Origin of the sequence: Psychroflexus salis (assembly GCF_014640175.1) — a bacterium.
Taxonomy (GTDB): Bacteria; Bacteroidota; Bacteroidia; order Flavobacteriales; family Flavobacteriaceae; genus Psychroflexus; species Psychroflexus salis.
In genome coordinates this window covers 74,259-93,680 of sequence record NZ_BMGL01000011.1, presented here as the reverse complement: position 1 = coordinate 93,680, position 19,422 = coordinate 74,259, and the positions used below count along the sequence as shown (strand labels likewise).

The following is a 19,422-nucleotide window of genomic DNA, read 5'->3' as shown; positions in this document are numbered from 1 at the left end:
AAATATTATAATTTGTGTGGAATAAAAGGATAATCTTCTTGTTCGTAAACAACGTCATACATTACATTTTTATCTGGATAATCAGATTCGTCTGCAAATTTTTCGCATTCTTTTACGCGATCTTTTACGCTTTTGTCGATTTTTTTCAATTCATCTTCATCAGCGTATTTTTTATCTAAAATAATCTCCTTCACTTGAGTAATAGGATCTATTTTTTGGTATTCTTCTACTTCGTCTTTTGTTCTATATTTTTGAGCATCACTCATGGAGTGTCCTCGGTAACGATAGGTTTTTAAGTCTAAGAAAGTTGGACCTTTCCCAGAACGGGCTCTATCGATTGCTTCATCCATTGCTTCTGCTACCTTTACAGGATTCATTGCATCAACTGGACCACATGGCATTTCGTATCCAAGGCCAAGCTTCCAAATATCTTCGTGGCTTGCAGTTCTTTTAACAGAAGTTCCCATGGCGTAACCATTATTCTCAACACAAAAAACAACTGGCAAATTCCAATTTACAGCCATATTAAATGTTTCGTGTAAAGACCCTTGTCTTGCGGCACCATCGCCAAAAAAACATAAAGTTACACTATCGCGTTTAAAGTATTTGTCTGCAAAAGCAAGACCCGCCCCTAAAGGAATTTGGCCACCAACAATACCATGACCACCATAAAAACGATGTTCTTTTGAAAAAATATGCATAGAACCACCCAAACCTTGCGATGTTCCTGTGCCTTTTCCGTACAATTCTGCCATAACACGTTTTGGATCTACACCCATCCCAATAGGCTGAACGTGGTTACGGTAGGCCGTTATCATACGGTCTTTAGTTAAATCCATTGCATGTAAAGATCCTGCTAAGATTGCTTCTTGTCCGTTATACAAGTGCAGGAATCCTCTTACTTTTTGTTGAATGTAAACTTGAGCAAGTTTATCCTCAAATTTGCGCCAGAAGGACATTTCTTCGTACCAATTTAGGTAAGTCTCTTTGGTGATTTTCTTCATCTCACAATTATTTTTGCTTTTACGTCTAACTGCTTTTAGTATAATAAACTATGATTATTAGTTTAAAAAAAACAGAATTACAAAAGTAATATAATAAATAGGATTTGAAAACACTTTAAGATTTATAATGGCTAGAAGAATTACGAAACCGTTGTAGTTAATTTGAAATTATAAAAAATGCCTATCGAAAGCCAAAGGTAATAGACTTAATAGTGAAGCAACTCTGCAAACCTTACCTGTTTTTCCCATAAAATAAACTTCTATGGCTTGCTCTTGCTTTTGTTCGTATTCGGCAATGGCTTGTCTACATGCACCGCATGGTGGCACAGGATTAATGTTTTCTCTTTCCTTAGGTCCAGCAGCAATTGCAATTTGTAATATTTTTTGATTCGGATAATTTGCTCCAGCAGCATAAATAGCTGTTCTTTCTGCACATAAACCAGATGGATACGAAGAGTTTTCTTGATTGCTACCCGTAACTACTTCTCCATTATCTAACAAAATTGCTGCACCTACTAAAAATTTTGAGTAAGGCGCATATGCATTTAAGCGAACTTCTTTTGCTTTTAGCATTAATTGCTGAATGTGTTTAGGAAGCTCACTTTCCTTTTCATAAACTTCTATTTCTGTAGTAATTTGCTTTTTTATCATGCTGAAATTAAAATTCTACATATGCTTTATCTCCAATATTAAATGAGAGTGAGAAACGAAGTGTTCCTTCTAATGGATTTGTAACGCCTTGTGCTGTAGAGAACAGATAAGAAGCATCGATTATTACAGAAGAATACTTAAAACCGAAACCAAATGTTGCGTATTGGCGAAAGCCTTTTTCGGGGGCTTCATAAAAATAACCTGCACGGATAGCAAAACTATCTTCATACCAATATTCTGCTCCGAGTGACCAAATTATTTCTTTAAATTCTTCTGAAAGACCATCGGGTGCATCATTCCAAGAAGAAAAAATTGCTCCAAACTGACTTTGATTACGGTATTCTTCAGCTAATGCTTGGCGTTCTTCATTTGTAGCATCTTCTGGAATTTCTGGTGGTGTGGGCACTAAAAGCTTATTTGCTTCCACATAAACACCTATTCTATTTGAAGCATCTAAGATAAAATCGAAACCTCCACCAATTTTAAAAGTAGTTGGAATAAAATTATCAAACTCATTATCATAACTAATTTTTGGACCTATATTGGTAATGGCAGCTCCTACTCTCCATCGCCCATCAAAATCCTTATAAGCCTTTACGGGTCCACGGTAAAAAGCGTGTAAATCCGCAGCAAAACTATTGGCTGCAGAAGCATCTTGTATACCACTTGGTATTCTTAAATCTGAACGTAAATAACGACCTGTAACTGCCATAGAAAAGTTTTCGCTCAAACGCAGTGCATAACTTACATCTACAGCAAGTTCGTTAGGTTCTACATCTCTTCCAACTTGTTCTGCAGTTTGTCTTAACTCGACACCTCCTAATCCAAAATAGCGCAGGCTACCAGAAAATGAGCTACGTTCATTAATACGATTAAAGTAAGTTAAGGTCCCTAAATTGATATCGTCTACTAATTCACGTAAATACGGGGTATAACCAAAGCCTATCCCTTGTTTAACTTCAGAAAAGGCAAATTTAGCTGGATTCCACTGCTGTGAAAACGCATCTACAGGCGTGGCGATACCTTGGTCTGCCATAGCTGAAGAGCGAGCATCTGCCGGGATACCTAAAAATGGAACTGCAGTTGAAATTGGCCGAACAGGCTCTGTTTGACTAAATCCAGTTTGTACTACTAAAAAACAAGCAATAAGGGGTAAAAAATACTTTTTCATAAATTCTTTAAATGTTTGCAAATATAGGTTTTATTATAAACTATAAAATAACGAGTTTTTCGTATTTCTCTGATTTTTGATTGGTTAATGTTGAACGGACGGTAAGTTTATACACATACACCCCTTTCCCAATACGATCGCCGAAATCGTCTCTCCCGTTCCAAATAATATCTCTAGATAAAAATCCATCGGTGTTGATTACTTGGTTTTGAGACCAAACTACTTTTCCGGTTACTGTAAAAACTTGCACTTGTACTTCTAGGGGTTCAAACGGCCGATTGTGGTTAAACCAAAACTCAGTATAGTCAGTAAATGGGTTTGGATAGTTCAATACCCGCGTAATACTTAATTCTTCTTCGCTAGAAACAGTAAAATGGATTTCTGCTAAAGATGAATTATTGTAAGTATCCCAAGCTCTAAAACGCAACACATGCGGACCTGGTTCTAAGTCGCGCAATTGATAATATACCTTACCACGCGTAAAATTATCTGCTTCGGCTTCATAATATTCATTTAACACCACAGGGTTTTCATCATTTTCATCTAAAATAGCTACAATATCATGACCAATTCCACCAGCGGTATTAATTCCGCTCATATCTTCTAAATTGGCTAAAATAAATGGAGAGCTATTGGTAATACCACCATCTACAAAGGTTTCGTCGTTCATGGACAATTGAATTAGCGGCCCGTCGTTATCTTCTGGGGCATTTTCGTTAATTCCTCCCACTAAAATTTCATTTGAAAACCCAACTTGATCTTCTAAGATGTTATCGCGTACGGCATACATACTTATTCTTCCATTATCAACTGGTACACGAGTGTCTTTTGGCAAAATAAATTCAACATCAAAAATACCTTCCCTTACAGTAGATTGTCCTTTAAAAAGCGTTTCCCCTAAGGTTGTAAAATCTAAAACAAGTAATTCACCACTTCCATTTGTAGTTCCATTATTAGCAAGCGTAGAACGCTCAATGCGTTTATCGAAAATAGTAGTAGTTAAATTTCCGTTGTAGGTTGTAATTCGGTTTCCGCTTGCATCTACAATTTCTCCTGAAATTTTGTTTTTACTTAGACCTTTAAGCGTATCGTTGGCTTGACCAAAGGCTTGATCGTTGAGCGAAGTTAAACGAATACTTGGTTCGCCATAAGGTAATTTAAGAGCTGGATCGCCAATATAAAAAACAATTCGCTTGCCATTTGTGCCTAGATTATTTTTGGTTTGCTGCACAGCTTCGCCAACTGTATTTCCAGTATTTTGGTAATCGAATAAAAAGGGTGCCAATACATTATTGAAACTAACCCCGTCTCCCACACCAATAGCTCGTGTAGTGGTAATTAATGAAACTGGGCCACCTTGTGGGTTTTGATAGCACAACTCACCTGCAGTTACTCGCAAAGGATTATCAAATTTAGTAAAATCGCAAGTAACCGTTATAAAAACATTATATCTCGATGGATTTCGCCAAGACTGGACATCACCAACAGTAACAATTCGTTCTTGTGCTAAGCCATCTACACCACCATGACCAAAATAGTTTACCACTGAAACACCTAATTCTATTTCTTCTGTAATGGCTTTGTTGACTTCGGGATAACGATCGCCACCTGCAGAAGATATTTGCTGAAAAGCATCAGAATGAATTTTTTTTACATTAATATTTGGTTTATTGGCAGAAATTTCATCGCCTAAATCATCTAGTTGTACTTGTATTTGTTGGTGCTCCCATGATACATCTACATCGTCTGAAATCAATAAAAAGTTATTTCGCCAGCTGGCATAAGAAGGTCTACTTTCGTAAGCTTCAATTTTGTCAATCATTTGGTCGGCTATTTGTGGCGTATCGGCGACAATTCTCCCTACTGCAATATCCATTAATTCATTAGAAAAAATCATCCTTCCTTCATCTGGATCCATCATTGTATAGAAATCGTCCGACATGAAAGAGCTTACCGTGGTTGCAAAACTCCCTAAGCTTTGAAAAGTAGGAACAATATTGTTATTTCCTTGAAGTCTATCCTTATAATCTACCGAAGTATCGCCAATAATAGCGACAAACTTCAATCTATTTTCGGGCGAAGATGCATTGTAATACATATACCGAATAAAGTTACGTATAGCAGCGATGTCTTGTTTGCCAGAATTAAACTCGTTATAAATCTCCTGTAAACTAACCACCCGAGTAGTTAACGAACTGCTATTTGCTCTTAAATTAGCTAAGCGATTTGCTTGCGGAATGAAGTTAGAGTGTGTAATCACCACATAATCTACATCTTCAAATTGACCTTGAGAATTATTAAAAATACTTCCTTTTAGGTTTTGATTCACAACATTTCGTTGGCTTGCATCAATCCTTGGCCTAAGCACATCCGTTGTTAAAAAAGTATGGTATTTTCTAGGCTCGCCTAAATTAACCTTAAATGAAAATGTATTCGAAGCTTGTTGATTGTTGTAAGCTTGCACATTATGTATATCGGTAATATCCCAAACTTGTTCAACTCGACTCGCATTTCCTAATATATATTCACCAACACCTATTTGTTGAGCTACTTGATTATTTTGAAAGCTAAACTGTTGGTTTGTTGCCGTTAATTCTCTAACAGCCTGTATCTGGATATAATCTAAAAAGCCACGAGCCGCTGGATTTCCTTGTTTATTGTAAGTTAAAGCAATTTCGATCGAATTCGAATTTACATCTACAACCCTACTAAAGGTGGTTCCTCTCGAAGGTAAATCGCGTCCAGTTGATAGGACACTAGCGTTACCTAAAAATTCACCATTTAAACCAACCGAAAAAGATGTGGTATTTACAGCTATACCACCCAATAAAATTCGAAGTTGCACAGGTTCAGATGTAACTAAATTAGGAAACTCAAAACTATAATTACGTTGTGTTGTAATATCAAATCGATCGCCAAACCAACGCCTTCCCACTAAAGATAATGAGCTTTCGTCAACTTCATAATATTGCAAATCGTTAAAGGTAGTAATACTTTGTATTGCTGGAGCTGTTGGCTCTGCTGCTGGCGTAATCCGCTTACCATTTCCACCGTTAAATGTTACATAATAGTAAGCACGATCTGCATATAAATTCAAATGGGTTTCATTTTCTTGTGAATATTGACCTTCAGTAGCTTCTGCATAAAAGTAAATAGCATCTCCACTAGCTAACTGAGTAGGATTATTCAAATCGAGTTGCAATGGGATTTCGGGTAAACCGAAAAAGTCTGGAGGTGTATCTGCATTGATTAAGGGAAGCATTTTTCCACCGTGACTGTAAATCTTTAACGTGTTGGGGCTGATTTCGTCATTCGAAAACCCCAAGTCTCGCAAAAAGCTTAAATCGATACGATGTATACCTGATTCTTCAACGTAAAATTTTCTCCACTTTCCAGAAGCAAGAACTGAATTTTGAACCGAAGGCACATCGTTGTTGCTTTTTTGTTGTAGATAAAATTTGGGCTTAGTTGATGTTTTTGCAAGTGTAAAACTAACTAAACGTTGTACTTTATTATTAACCTTAACAAAGGGATTAAGTTCTAAGACTGTTTTTGAAGAGTTGCGTGCTTTACCTAAGCCAAACTTATATTCTAATTGACTTGTATTTACATCAATATTGTTTAATAAGTTTGTATTGACATCTTCATAAACAGGATTTGATATTTCGTAATATTGAGTTCCATCAAAACTACGTACATACCTTAGCTTTTTAAGGTTAATATCATAATAACGATATTTTGCATCGAAACTCGGAATCAGAATTGGCTCATCTGCACTAGACGAAACATTTTCAGCATCAACCCACTCTAAATTAATCTGTTGCTTTTGTGCTGCACAAAAAAAAGGAATGAATATTAAAAAATTAAAAAATATTTTTCTCATGTAATTTATAACTTCATCTACTGCATAACGTAAACTTACAGCAAGTATTATTTAGCTTCAAAAATACTTTTTTTGTTTAAAAAATGAATGCAATCTCTATTTAATAAAAATAAACTTGATTTTACATCGTTAATTAGTATATTGCGAGCCTATTTTAGGATAAAATTATCATTATGAAGTGCAAATCTTACTGGAAAGTTTTCCTTATTTTAAGTGTTGTTGTTAGTGTTACAAGCTGTTCGCTTTTTCAAAACGACGATAAGTATTCTAGCGCCACAGGTTGGGATCTGAGTGGAAGAGACGGCGGTGTTGAATACCAAACCGATTACCGCGAACAAGAACCTGGTCCTAATTTGGTTTTTGTTGAAGGTGGTACTTTTACTATGGGTAAAGTTCAAGACGACCCGATGAAAGACTGGAATAACACACCTACACAACAACATGTGCAATCCTTTTATATGGATGAGCATGAAGTAACCAATTTAATGTATTTAGAATATTTAGATTGGTTAAAAAAGACATTTCCACCTACAGAATCTAATTTTAGAAATATTTATTATGGTGCTGTACCCGACACTTTAGTTTGGAGAAACCCGCTTGGTTTCAATGAAAACATGACCAACAATTATTTAAGACACCCCGCCTACAGAAAATATCCTGTGGTAGGTGTAAATTGGGTTCAAGCAGTAGAATTTAGCAAGTGGAGAACAGATCGTGTAAACGAATTACGTTTAGAAAAAGAAGGTTATACCAGCGAAACTGGTCGTTTAGAATCTGCTGCAACATCAGTATTTACCACTGAAACTTATATTAATACACCTACACAAGTTTATGGAGGCGATGAAGAAAAATTACTTGGTGGTCGCCAGTCAGACAATAAAGGTTATGAAGATGAAAATGGAGAACGAAGAAACAAATTTGTTCAACAAAAAGATGGTGTGTTATTACCAGATTATAGATTACCTACCGAAGCTGAATGGGAATATGCTGCCTTAGGTCAGACATCAATTCGTGATTTTAATTCGTATCGTGGTCGAAAAAAATATCCTTGGGATGGTCGTTACACGCGATCTGAAAACAGAAAATCACTAGGTGACCAAAAAGCAAACTTTAAGCAAGGTTCTGGCGATTATGGCGGAATTGGTGGCTGGAGTGATGATGGTGCCGACATTACTGAAGAGGTTAAATCTTTTGAGCCTAACGATTATGGCTTATACGACATGGCTGGTAACGTAGCAGAATGGGTAGCCGACGTTTACAGACCAATAGTAGACAACGAGTTTAACGATTTTAACTACTATCGAGGAAATGTTTACACCAAAAATGTAATCAAAGATGATGGGACTGTTAAAGTTTTAGATGCTTCTGAAGTGGTTTATGATACTTTACCTAATGCTAAAATTGTAGCTGTTAATTTACCTGGTGAAATTCAAAAGCAACCTATTGATGAAGAAGAAACCTACATGCGTACGCAATTTGACGAAAGCTATAATGTAAATTATCGTGATGGAGATAAAGCATCTTCTGTTTATTTCGACCAAACAAGTACAGCTGTAGATAATAAAATGTACAATTCTCCTGAAAACGAAATTACTGTTGACCCAAATACAGGGAAAATGGTTAGAAAAAAAGATGAGAGTAATAACCGATCAACACTTATTGATGATAAGGTTCGTGTATTGAAAGGTGGATCTTGGAGAGATAGAGCATATTGGTTAGATCCTGCTCAAAGAAGATACTACCCACAACACATGGCGACAGATTATATCGGATTTAGAAATGCAATGTCTAAAGTTGGATCTAAGTCCAACCAAAAAGGTAGAACTAGAAATTAAATTGTAGAACATATATTTTAAAAAAGCCTTTTCTTTGTGAAAAGGCTTTTTTTATTTTCAAACTTAACATGGTTATGAATATTTCTAATTTACATTCAGATTTCCTAAAAAGTAGTGGGATTGCAACAGACACAAGGAAAATCGGAGAAAACTCAATATTTTTTGCCCTTAAAGGTGAAAATTTTGACGGTAACAATTATGCAGAAGATGCGTTAAACAAAGGAGCTAAATTAGCTGTAGTCGACGATAAAGACCTTCAAGGCAAAGGATACTTCTACTGCAAGGATGTACTTACTTGTTTACAAGAGTTAGCTAACTATCATAGGAGATTTCTTAATCTTCCCATTTTAGCTATAACGGGCAGCAATGGAAAAACTACAACCAAAAAACTTGTTTTAAATGTACTTCAACAAAAATTGAAAGCGGTTGCTACCAAGGGCAATTTAAATAATCATATCGGGGTACCGTTAACATTACTTTCCTTTAATGAAGGTACAGAAATTGGCATTGTAGAAATGGGAGCTAATCACCAAAAAGAGATTCAAGCATTATGCAAAATTGCTGAACCTAATTTTGGATATATTACCAATTACGGCAAAGCACACTTAGAAGGTTTTGGTGGTGTAGAAGGCGTAATTAAAGGTAAATCTGAAATGTATAGTTTTATTTCAAATAATAATGGGCTAGCATTCGTAAATGCAGAAGATAGTATCCAGTTATCTAAAACTAAAAACATGAAGCGATTTACAATAGGAGAAAAAAATGCAGACTGCATTGTTAACTGCTTACAAACCCATCCTAAGTTAAAAATTAAATATCAAAATAATACCATAGAAAGTGAATTGTTTGGAAGCTACAATTTTAAAAATGTAGCTGCAGCAGTAGGAATTGCGGAATATTTTAAGCTATCGTTTAGCGAAATAAAAAAAGGAATTGAAAGTTTTACAACCGAAGAAAACCGATCTCAATTCATTCAAACTGAAAAAAACACAATTTTAATGGATGCATATAATGCCAATCCTACAAGCATGGAAGCAGCTTTACGAAATTTTGAAGCTATTAAAGCTAAACAAAAAATGCTGATTTTAGGAGATATGTTTGAAATTGGTAAAGATGCAATTAAAGAACACGAATTTATAATTCAACTAACTAAAGAGCTAAAATTTGACACAATTTTGGTTTGTGGACATACCTTTTTTGATGCAAACAAAAATTTAAAAAATATAGTTTCTGCTTTCAAAAATTTTGATGATTTGAAAATTCACTTACAAGAAAATGTTATAACTAATTTTCATATATTATTGAAAGGTTCTCGTGGTATGGCCTTAGAACGCTGTTTGGTCGATTTATAAAATGCAAAAAGTAAGCTTTAAAGACATCAATAAAATTGCAATTCCTGCAATAATTGCAGGAATTGCAGAACCTTTAATATCCTTAGCAGATATTGCTATAATTGGAAATGTTCAAAAAAATCCAGTTGAAGCACTTGCAGCTGTTGGAATTGTAGGTTCGTTTTTATCGGCTATTATTTGGATTATTGCGCAAACTAAAACAGCTATATCTGCTGTAATATCCCAAAGACTAGGGCAAAATCGAATTCTAAGTATTAAGACCTTAGTACCGCAGGTAATTTTGTTCAACTTTTTACTGAGCTTAATTATTTATTTCAGTTCTGCAGTTTTTGCCGAATTAATATTTAAAGCTTATAATGCAGACGGATTAATCTTAAATTATGCATCGAGTTATTACCGGATAAGAGCCTTAGGGTTCCCTCTAACACTAGTAACATTTGCTATTTTTGGTGTGTTTCGTGGGTTACAAAACACGCTTTGGGCTATGAAGTGTAGTTTAGCTGGTGGTGCTGTAAACATCGGTTTAAATTATATTTTGGTATATGGTATTGATGGCTGGTTCAACGGGTTTCATATAATTGGTGCAGCCTGGGCAAGTATAGCCGCACAATTAGTTATGCTGATTATGGCTTTGTATTTTTTCTTCAAAAAAACTCCGTTTCATTTAAAGTTGAGTTTAAGAATAAATCCAGAAATGAAACCTTTATTGCTAATGAGTGCTAATTTGTTTATTCGAACGCTTTCTTTAAACATTGCTATTTACTTAGCAAATACCTACGCAACAGCTTATGGAAATACATACATAGCGGCACAAAGTATATTGATGAATATCTGGTTGTTTTTCTCTTTTTTTATTGATGGTTATGCTAATGCAGGAAATGCAATTGGCGGAAAGTTGTTAGGTGAAAAAGCGTATCTTAAACTTTGGAGTTTAAGTAAAGACATAAGTAAATATGCTGTTGGAATAGCAATTGTACTAGGAATAATGTGTTCTGTGTTTTATACAGAAATTGGCTTATTGTTCAACAAAGATGAAACGGTTCTGAGGCTTTTTGAAAGTGTGTTTTGGATTGTCTTAATTATGCAACCCATAAATGCTATTGCTTTTATGTTCGATGGTATATTTAAAGGTATGGGAGAAGCTAAATATCTTCGTAATTTATTAGTAATTGCAACTTTTCTAGGCTTTATTCCAACCCTACTTATTACCGATTATTTAGGCTTAAAACTCTATGGAATATGGATTGCCTTTTTTGTTTGGATGCTTATTCGTTCTAGCGTTTTGGTTTTCAAATTTAAAAACAAATACGTGGCAAAGGCTAAATTAGAAAAGGCTAATTCAATTTAACACCAATTGCTATTTTAAATTTCTTGTAAATACTATTTAAAAATATTGATTTTTGCTTTTAGAGAGCTGAACTGACTTTGTTGTTAAATTGGTTCATAGCACATTAAATATTTCAAATTAAAGCAACTAAGTTGTAAATTTTATATTTTCAAATTTTAGCCGCAGTTTAACAAATACTTAGTTTCAATTGCTTCAATTTACTCCTATTTTTAGGCTATGGAAAAAAAAATGAATTCTACTGGTTTTCGTTTCAGTCAATTTGAAGCTAAAAGCACTTCACCTTTCGATCGTTTATTTGAAGTATTTAAAGAATTAATTACCTATACATCTGGCGATTTTGATGAAGCCATGGATTGGTTAAAACAGCTTGACAAAGAGTATAAGTTAACCACCGATGATTATAGCTTAGAAGATTTTATTGAAGACTTAAAAAAGAAAGGCTATCTCCGTGAAGAAGTGAAGCCCGATGGAAAAAATGGTTTACAAATAACAGATAAAACCGAACAAGCCATTCGTAAAAGAGCTTTAGAGCAAATCTTCGGAAAACTAAAAAAAAGTAGAACAGGGCAACATAAAACCAAACATACAGGCATTGGAGATGAAGAAACTGGAGTGCTTCGCGACTATCAATTTGGAGACACTTTAGATAAAATTTCTATGACCGACTCTATTAAAAACGCACAAGTAAATCATGGAATTGGTGATTTTCAGCTTACAGAAGATGACTTAGTTGTAAAAGAAACTTCGCATAACAGCCAAATGAGCACCGTTTTAATGATTGATATTAGCCATAGTATGATTCTTTATGGCGAAGATCGAATTACACCTGCAAAAAAAGTAGCTATGGCTTTAGCCGAATTAGTTACCACCCGTTACCCAAAAGACAGCATAGATATTATAGTTTTTGGAAATGATGCTTGGCCTGTAAAAATAAAAGATTTACCCTACCTACAAGTTGGCCCGTATCATACCAATACCGTCGCTGGTTTACAATTGGCTATGGATATTTTAAGAAGAAAACGAAACGCCAATAAACAAATTTTCATGATAACCGATGGTAAACCAAGCTGTTTAAAAATGACCGATGGTAGCTATTACAAAAATAGTGCTGGATTGGACCCTTTTATTACAGAAAAATGCTACAATATGGCAGCACAAGCTAAAAAATTAAACATTCCTATAACTACATTTATGATAACTTCAGACCCGTATTTGCGAAGATTTGTTGAAGAATTTACAGCATCAAACCGTGGAAAAGCTATTTATGCTGGCTTAGAAGGTCTAGGAGAAATGATTTTTGAAGATTATGAAAACAACCGAAAAAAAAGAATGCGATAATTATGAAAATAAAGACAATACAAAACTTAGGTGACTTAAAAGCTGCCAATTACTTTTCAAAAAGTATTAAAGATGAATTAAGGGTTAATTTAATTACCAAAATTAAAAATCAAGAAAACACCTTTGAAGGAATTCACGGTTTTGAAAACACAGTTATTCCTGAATTAGAGAGAGCAATACTTTCGAGACACAACATTAATTTATTAGGATTGCGAGGTCAGGCAAAAACTAGAATCGCTCGAAACTTAATTCAGTTATTAGATGAATATATTCCAGTAATTGAAGGTTCTGAAATAAACGATGATCCTTTACATCCGATTTCTAGATTTGCTAAAGAACAAATTGAAAAACACGGAGATAAAACACCAATTACTTGGTTGCATCGTAGCGAACGTTTTTTCGAAAAATTAGCTACTCCCGATGTTTCTGTAGCCGATTTAATTGGCGACATCGATCCGATTAAAGCAGCTAATTTAAAATTAAACTATACCGATGAGCGTGTAATTCACTTTGGTATGATTCCTAGAGCCCATCGGTGTATTTTTGTAATTAACGAACTTCCCGATTTACAAGCTAGAATTCAAGTGGCTTTATTCAATATTTTACAAGAAGGCGATATCCAAATACGAGGTTTTAAACTGCGTTTACCCTTAGATTTGCAATTTATATTTACAGCTAATCCAGAAGATTACACCAATCGTGGTAGTATTGTAACACCACTGAAAGATCGTATTGGTTCACAAATCTTAACCCATTATCCAAAAGATATACCAACCGCAAAAACCATAACCCAACAAGAGGCTAAACTAGAAGTGAATCAACAAATGGTCGATGTACCTGAAATTGCAAAAGACTTACTAGAACAAATTAGTTTTGAAGCTCGCGAAAGTGAATATGTAGATGCTAAAAGCGGTGTGAGTGCTCGGTTAAGTATTACTGCATACCAAAACTTAATTAGCACAGCAGAGCGAAGAGCACTCACCAATGGAGAAAATAAAACAAAAGTTCGATTATCTGATTTTGTAGGGATTATTCCTTCGATTACAGGCAAAGTAGAATTGCTTTATGAAGGCGAACAAGCTGGAGCAGACTATGTAGCGCTTCAATTATTAGAAAATGCTATTAAGAAACAACATGAAAATTATTTTCCACCTTTAAAAAAATTAGAAAAAGAAAGCGATAAACTACCTTATAAAGCAATACTAGAATGGTTTTATGATGGGAATCAAGTTGAATTATTTGATTATGTATCTGATGATGAATATAAAGCTGAATTAATTCAGATTGAGCCCTTATTTTCGTTTGTGAAAAAACATGTAAAAGACATAAAATCTGAAGATATATATTTTTATATGGAATTGGTTCTTTGGGCTTTAACTGCACATCAAAAACTAAGCAAACATCGATTTACAGAAGGAAATCAATTTAGAGATTTACTTGGAGACTATCTAAACAACATTTAATATTTATCTTATGCAAAGTGAAATACCAAAACCCGAAAATGTTTCAGAAAACTATGAATTTGTGCTTGGTGAATTTCTAAGTGAAAATTGGTTTTTTTTACTTGGCTTTTTATTAATTGTTGCCATTGTGATTTTTTACTCGATTTATAGAAAACAAAACATCAGTAAATAGTTTATATAACGTAAATAAAAAAAGGGAGTTCTAAACGGACTCCCTTTGTTATTATATACTTTTTAAAAAAATTAAGGTTTCAACTTTTTAATACCGATATAACCTAGCCAAAACTACAAACATATTAATTGGTGCTTTAGAAACATCGTTAACCGTATCTGTAAAACCAAGTGCATCTCCTAAGCTTTGTGCAAACATAGGTGGCTTACCAAAAAAGCAAATAAGCTAAGCAGTACAATTTTACAAGACCAGCTATTTTTATCTTTCATAGCCCTTATACTACAAATACTGATGTAGATTGTTCTAATTACCTTTTTTATTGCTTAACCATGTTATAAACGGCACGTATTATGTAAATATTTACACGATTAATTTAATTGATTTTTAGAAGTTTTATACCAAATAAAAAACTTACAAAACACAACTTATTCACTAAAACAATTGAATTAGCTTAGTGGTGAATTATAATACTAGAGTAATACAGATGTTTATTAAATAAATTAGATTTGATGAATAACACCAATTACATCAAAAAAACCACCTATTATCGAGGTGGTTTTTTTATATTAATGAAAAACTTAATTCTATTTCAGTTTCTTTTTCACCTCAACTTCTTGGTAAGCTTCTATAATGTCATCGATTTTAATGTCGTTATAGTTTTTAATTTGCATACCACAGTCATAGCCTTTGGAAACTTCTTTTACATCGTCTTTGAAACGTTTTAGCGTTGATAATGTTCCCGAATGAACAACAATACCATCACGTATTATTCTAATATTTGAATTTCGATAAATTTTACCTGAAGTTACCATACAACCTGCAATCGTTCCAATTTTCGAAATCTTGAAAGTTTCTCTAATTTCAGCCGTACCAGTAATTTCTTCTTTTAATTCTGGTGAAAGCATTCCTTCCATCGCATCTTTAATGTCGTTTATAGCATCATAGATAATAGAATACATACGGATATCGATTTCTTCTTTATCGGCCAATTGTCTCGCTGCACCAGCAGGTCTTACATTAAAGCCGATAATTACGGCATCGGAAGCAGAAGCTAACAATACGTCAGACTCGGTAATAGCACCTACACCTTTATGTATAATCTTCACTTGAATTTCTTCTGTAGATAATTTTTGCAAACTATCGCTCAAAGCTTCAACTGAACCATCTACATCAGCTTTTAGAATTACATTTAATTCTTTAAAGTCGCCTAAAGCAATACGCCTACCAATTTCATCTAAAGTAATGTGTTTTTGCGTACGTACATTTTGTTCGCGCATTAGTTGAGTTCGTTTAGCAGCAATATCTTTCGCTTCTCGTTCATCTTGCATTACTTTGAAGGTGTCTCCGGCTTGTGGAGCACCATCTAAACCTAAAATAGAAACGGGAGTTGATGGGCCAGCTTCGTTAACTCGATTACCACGTTCATCTTGCATGGCTTTAATTTTACCAGAAGTTGTACCAGCTAGCAAGTAATCTCCAACTTTAAGCGTACCAGATTGAACCAATATAGTTGATACATAACCACGTCCTTTATCTAAAAAGGCTTCAACAACGGTACCTGTAGCTAAACGATTTGGATTTGCTTTTAAATCTAAAATTTCTGCTTCAAGCAATACTTTTTCTAATAGTTCTGCCACACCAGTTCCTTTTTTAGCAGAAATGTCGTGCGACTGAATTTTACCACCCCAATCTTCAACTAACAAATCTAAGGCGGCTAATTTTTCTTTAATTTTTTCTGGGTTTGCAGTAGGCAAATCTACTTTATTAATTGCAAAAACAATTGGTACTTCTGCAGCTTGAGCATGAGCAATTGCTTCTTTTGTTTGCGGCATAACATCGTCGTCTGCTGCTACTACAATTATTGCAATATCGGTTACTTTTGCACCACGAGCTCGCATAGCTGTAAAAGCTTCGTGACCAGGTGTATCTAAAAATGCTATTTTTTGACCATCTTTTAATTTTACTCCGTAAGCACCTATATGCTGAGTAATTCCACCACTCTCGCCTGCTATTACATTTTCTTCTCTTATGTAATCTAATAAAGATGTTTTACCGTGGTCTACGTGTCCCATTACGGTAACAATTGGCGCACGTGGCTCTAAATCTTCTGGATTTTCTTCTACCAAATCGGTAATTGGTTCAATTTCTTCAGAAACAAACTCTACATCATAACCAAATTCTTCAGCTACAATACTTAAAGTATCTGCATCTAGACGTTGGTTCATCGTTACCATCATTCCCAAAGACATACATGCAGAAATAATTTTAGTAACGGGTACATCCATCATGGTAGATACTTCATTAACTGTAACAAATTCTGTTACTTTTAATGTTTTACTATCTAGCTCTTGCTGTTCAAGTTCCTGTTGAGATTTTTGCTTATGTTGGTCTCTTTTATCTTTACGGTAGCGTGCTCCTTTTCCTTTGCCACCTTTTCCTTGTAACTTTTCTAAGGTTTCGCGTACTTGCTTTTGTACTTCTTCTTCAGTGGGTTCTGCTTTAGGTGTTGCTTTTTGACCACGTGCATTGCCTTTATTCTTCCTATTGTCCGCAGCATTTCTTCCTGCAGTAGGATTTTTAGTTATTCGTTTTCTGCGTTTTTTCTTTTGGTCTGCAGATGATGTAGATGGCTTTTTCGCTTCTGGTTTTTTCTTCTTCTTAAATTGATCGAGATCAATTTTTTCGCCAGTAAAATTAGGGCCTTTTAATTTTGTGTAAGAAGTTTCGTGTGCTTCAGTACCAGCATCTCCAGGTTCAGCTTCCTTGCGTTTTGCTGGCTGCTGGTCGGCAGAATTAGATTTATTTTTTTGATTGGGCTGCAGGTTTTGCTTAGCATTTGATGGTGTTGCTTTTTCACTTTTGGATGCTTCTTGTTTAGATTTATCTTCAGGCGATTTTTTTTCACTAGAAGAATCTTTAGCTTTTTTGCTCTTATCTAAATCTATTTTACCTACTTGTTTTGGTCCTGCAAGTTTCGCTTTTTCTTTAGCTTTTAAAATTTCTTCTTCACGGGCTTTAGCTTTAGCTGCTTCAGCATCCTTAATTTTTTGAAGCTCTTTTTCTCTAGCTAAGCGAATTTCTTCTTTTTCTTTCTTTTTCTCTTCGCTTACTTCTTTTGAAGCTACTTTTTTACTCTTATCCGTCTCGAAGTTATCAGAAAGCACCTGATACACTTCGTCAGAAATTTTGGTAGTCGGTCTAGCTTCTATTTCATAACCTTCGGAACTAAGAAATTCTACCGCTCGGTCTAGTGAAATATTAAACTCTCGTAAAACCTTATTTAATCTAATTTTTTTTGCTTCAGCCATATAATGCTCTCTAATTTGCAGTCCAAAAATACACAAAGATTAGTTGAAATCACTAATCTTCAAATTCTTCTTTTAAAATTCTAATTACTTCTACTATTGTTTCTTCTTCCAAATCCGTTCTACGAACTAAATCTTGGATATCTTGCTCTAAAATACTTCTTGCTGTATCTAGGCCTATTTTCTTAAATTCATTTATAATCCAGGTATCAATTTCATCCGTAAATTCAGTTAGCTCTACATCTTCTTCTGCTAATCCATCGCGAATTACTTCAATTTCGTAACCTGTTAATTGGCATGCCAGCCTTATATTATGTCCGCCTCGCCCTATTGCTTTAGAAACTTCTTCTGGTTTTAAAGAAACTTCTGCCGTTTTTTTGTCTTCATTCAGTTTAAGCGAAACAATTTTTGCTGGACTTAAAGCTCTAGTTATGTAAAGATGAATGTTATTTGTAAAATTAATTACATCTATGTTCTCGTTCCCCAATTCGCGAACAATTCCGTGTATTCTAGAACCGCGCATACCTACGCAAGCTCCAACAGGATCAATTCGGTCATCGTAGGTATCTACAGCAACTTTAGCTTTTTCACCAGGAACACGAACACAACCTTTTACATTAATTAAACCATCGAAAACTTCTGGAATTTCTTGTTCGAATAACTTTTCTAAAAATACAGGAGAAGTTCTAGACAAAATAATAGATGGTTTATTACCTCGAAGTTCTACACTGTGAATTACACCGCGAACGGAATCTCCTTTTCGGTAAAAATCTCTTGGTATTTGGTGCTCCTTTGGTATAATTAATTCGTTGCCATCATCATCTACTAATATAACAACTTTATGTCGTACATGGTGTACTTCGGCGGTGTAAATTTCGCCTTCTAAATCTTTAAATTGTTTAAAGATATTGGTGTTATCGTGTTCGTGAATTTTAGCAATTAGGTTCTGTCTTAAAGACAAAATTGCTCTTCTTCCAAGTTGTGCTAATTTTACTTCTTCAGAAACATCTTCGCCTACTTCAAAATCTGGCTCAATTTGCCTTGCTTCAGTTAGTGATATTTCTTGGTTACTGTCTTCAACTTCTCCATCGTTTACAACAATTCGGTTTCTCCAAATTTCTAAATCACCTTTATCTGGATTGATAATAATATCAAAATTATCGTCTTCTCCGTATTTTCTTTTTAAAGCTGCTCTAAATACTTCTTCCAGAATAGACATTAAAGTTACACGATCTATAAATTTATCATCTTTAAATTCTGAAAATGAATTAATTAAATCGATATTTTCCATATCATTATTTGTTAAATGTTATCATCACTTTTGCTTGTTTTATATCTGCATAAGCTAGTTCTACTTCTTTATCTACAGTATGCTTTCCTTTGCCTACTGGCTTAGGTTCTCTAGCTTTCCAAGTAAGCCGAATAGCTTGGCTGGTAGCAGAAACTAAGTCAGCTTTAATTTTTTCTTTATCGGTTTCTACATCGAGTTTTCTTCCAACGTTTTTAATAAACTGCCTAGGAAACATAAGTTTTTCGCCCACACCAAAAGATGTTACTTCTACGGCAAAATCTTCTTCATCTCTATCTAACTCATGCTCGATGGCTCGGCTTACTGCCATACAGTCTGAAATCGAAACGTCTTGATCTCCATCGATTACCACTTTTATATGGTTGGCATTGGTAACATCTAAACTAACCACAAAAAGTTGTGGGTTTTCTGTAATGGCTTGTTTTAAATAAGTCTCTGCTTTTTGTGCTAACGTACTCATAGTTATAAAAAGAGGGGACTATTGTCCCCTCGTTCCTCCAATTCTTAAAATCATTTGCAAAATTACATATAAATATTGGTTTTGAAAAATTTTTAATTAAGGATATTTTTGTAGACCAATATATTGAAGAT

At 34.5% G+C, this 19,422-nt stretch carries 13 protein-coding genes; 6 read left to right on the top strand and 7 right to left on the bottom strand.

The genetic code is table 11. The annotated features are described in order from the left end of the window. Nucleotides 1-5: 5 nt before the first annotated feature. From pdhA to porU, 4 genes are all read right to left on the bottom strand, one after another. Nucleotides 6-1,004 (bottom strand): pyruvate dehydrogenase (acetyl-transferring) E1 component subunit alpha, encoded by a 999-nt coding sequence (pdhA, locus tag IEV63_RS10245; protein ID WP_188406721.1) that lies wholly within the window; start codon nucleotides 1,002-1,004, stop codon nucleotides 6-8. Nucleotides 1,005-1,172: 168 nt separating this feature from the next. Continuing rightward, nucleotides 1,173-1,655, bottom strand: a complete 483-nt coding sequence (gene cdd / locus IEV63_RS10240; protein ID WP_188406720.1) for a cytidine deaminase — start codon at nucleotides 1,653-1,655, stop codon at nucleotides 1,173-1,175. A gap of 7 nt (nucleotides 1,656-1,662) precedes the next feature. After that, nucleotides 1,663-2,826, bottom strand: a complete 1,164-nt coding sequence (gene porV, locus IEV63_RS10235; protein ID WP_188406719.1) for a type IX secretion system outer membrane channel protein PorV — start codon at nucleotides 2,824-2,826, stop codon at nucleotides 1,663-1,665. Between the two features lie 40 nt (nucleotides 2,827-2,866). Continuing rightward, complete coding sequence (porU, locus tag IEV63_RS10230; protein WP_188406718.1) at nucleotides 2,867-6,709, bottom strand: type IX secretion system sortase PorU; 3,843 nt, start codon at nucleotides 6,707-6,709, stop codon at nucleotides 2,867-2,869. A gap of 173 nt (nucleotides 6,710-6,882) precedes the next feature. Here porU and gldJ point away from each other — a divergent pair, with 173 nt between their 5' ends. The 6 genes from gldJ (at nucleotide 6,883) to IEV63_RS10200 (ending at nucleotide 14,217) form a co-directional block, all read left to right on the top strand. Then, nucleotides 6,883-8,544 carry a gliding motility lipoprotein GldJ gene (gene gldJ, locus IEV63_RS10225; RefSeq protein WP_188406717.1) on the top strand — a complete coding sequence of 554 codons (1,662 nt, stop codon included), beginning with the start codon at nucleotides 6,883-6,885 and terminating at the stop codon, nucleotides 8,542-8,544. A 74-nt stretch (nucleotides 8,545-8,618) separates the two neighbouring features. After that, nucleotides 8,619-9,896, top strand: a complete 1,278-nt coding sequence (locus IEV63_RS10220) for a UDP-N-acetylmuramoyl-tripeptide--D-alanyl-D-alanine ligase (protein ID WP_188406716.1) — start codon at nucleotides 8,619-8,621, stop codon at nucleotides 9,894-9,896. Between the two features lies 1 nt (nucleotide 9,897). Further along, nucleotides 9,898-11,244, top strand: coding sequence for an MATE family efflux transporter (locus IEV63_RS10215; RefSeq protein WP_188406715.1), 1,347 nt, complete (start codon nucleotides 9,898-9,900; stop codon nucleotides 11,242-11,244). Nucleotides 11,245-11,460: 216 nt separating this feature from the next. Then, nucleotides 11,461-12,582, top strand: a complete 1,122-nt coding sequence (locus IEV63_RS10210; protein ID WP_188406714.1) for a vWA domain-containing protein — start codon at nucleotides 11,461-11,463, stop codon at nucleotides 12,580-12,582. A 2-nt stretch (nucleotides 12,583-12,584) separates the two neighbouring features. Beyond that, complete coding sequence (locus tag IEV63_RS10205; RefSeq protein WP_188406713.1) at nucleotides 12,585-14,045, top strand: P-loop NTPase family protein; 1,461 nt, start codon at nucleotides 12,585-12,587, stop codon at nucleotides 14,043-14,045. A 10-nt stretch (nucleotides 14,046-14,055) separates the two neighbouring features. Beyond that, entirely contained in the window at nucleotides 14,056-14,217 is a 162-nt protein-coding gene (locus tag IEV63_RS10200; RefSeq protein WP_188406712.1) for a hypothetical protein, read from the top strand. A gap of 584 nt (nucleotides 14,218-14,801) precedes the next feature. Here the strand turns inward: IEV63_RS10200 and infB are convergent. The 3 genes from infB to rimP are packed head-to-tail and all read right to left on the bottom strand — an operon-like array spanning nucleotide 14,802 to nucleotide 19,291. Next, a complete protein-coding gene (gene infB / locus IEV63_RS10195; protein ID WP_188406711.1) occupies nucleotides 14,802-17,525 on the bottom strand; it encodes a translation initiation factor IF-2 in 2,724 nt (907 codons plus the stop codon). Between the two features lie 52 nt (nucleotides 17,526-17,577). Next, the gene (gene nusA, locus IEV63_RS10190) at nucleotides 17,578-18,813 is read right to left on the bottom strand and encodes a transcription termination factor NusA (RefSeq protein ID WP_188406710.1); all 1,236 of its coding nucleotides are present in this window, start codon (nucleotides 18,811-18,813) and stop codon (nucleotides 17,578-17,580) included. Nucleotides 18,814-18,817: 4 nt separating this feature from the next. Further along, nucleotides 18,818-19,291: a ribosome assembly cofactor RimP gene (rimP, locus tag IEV63_RS10185; protein WP_188406709.1), complete on the bottom strand. Its 474-nt coding sequence runs from the start codon at nucleotides 19,289-19,291 to the stop codon at nucleotides 18,818-18,820. Between the last annotated feature and the right edge of the window lie 131 nt (nucleotides 19,292-19,422).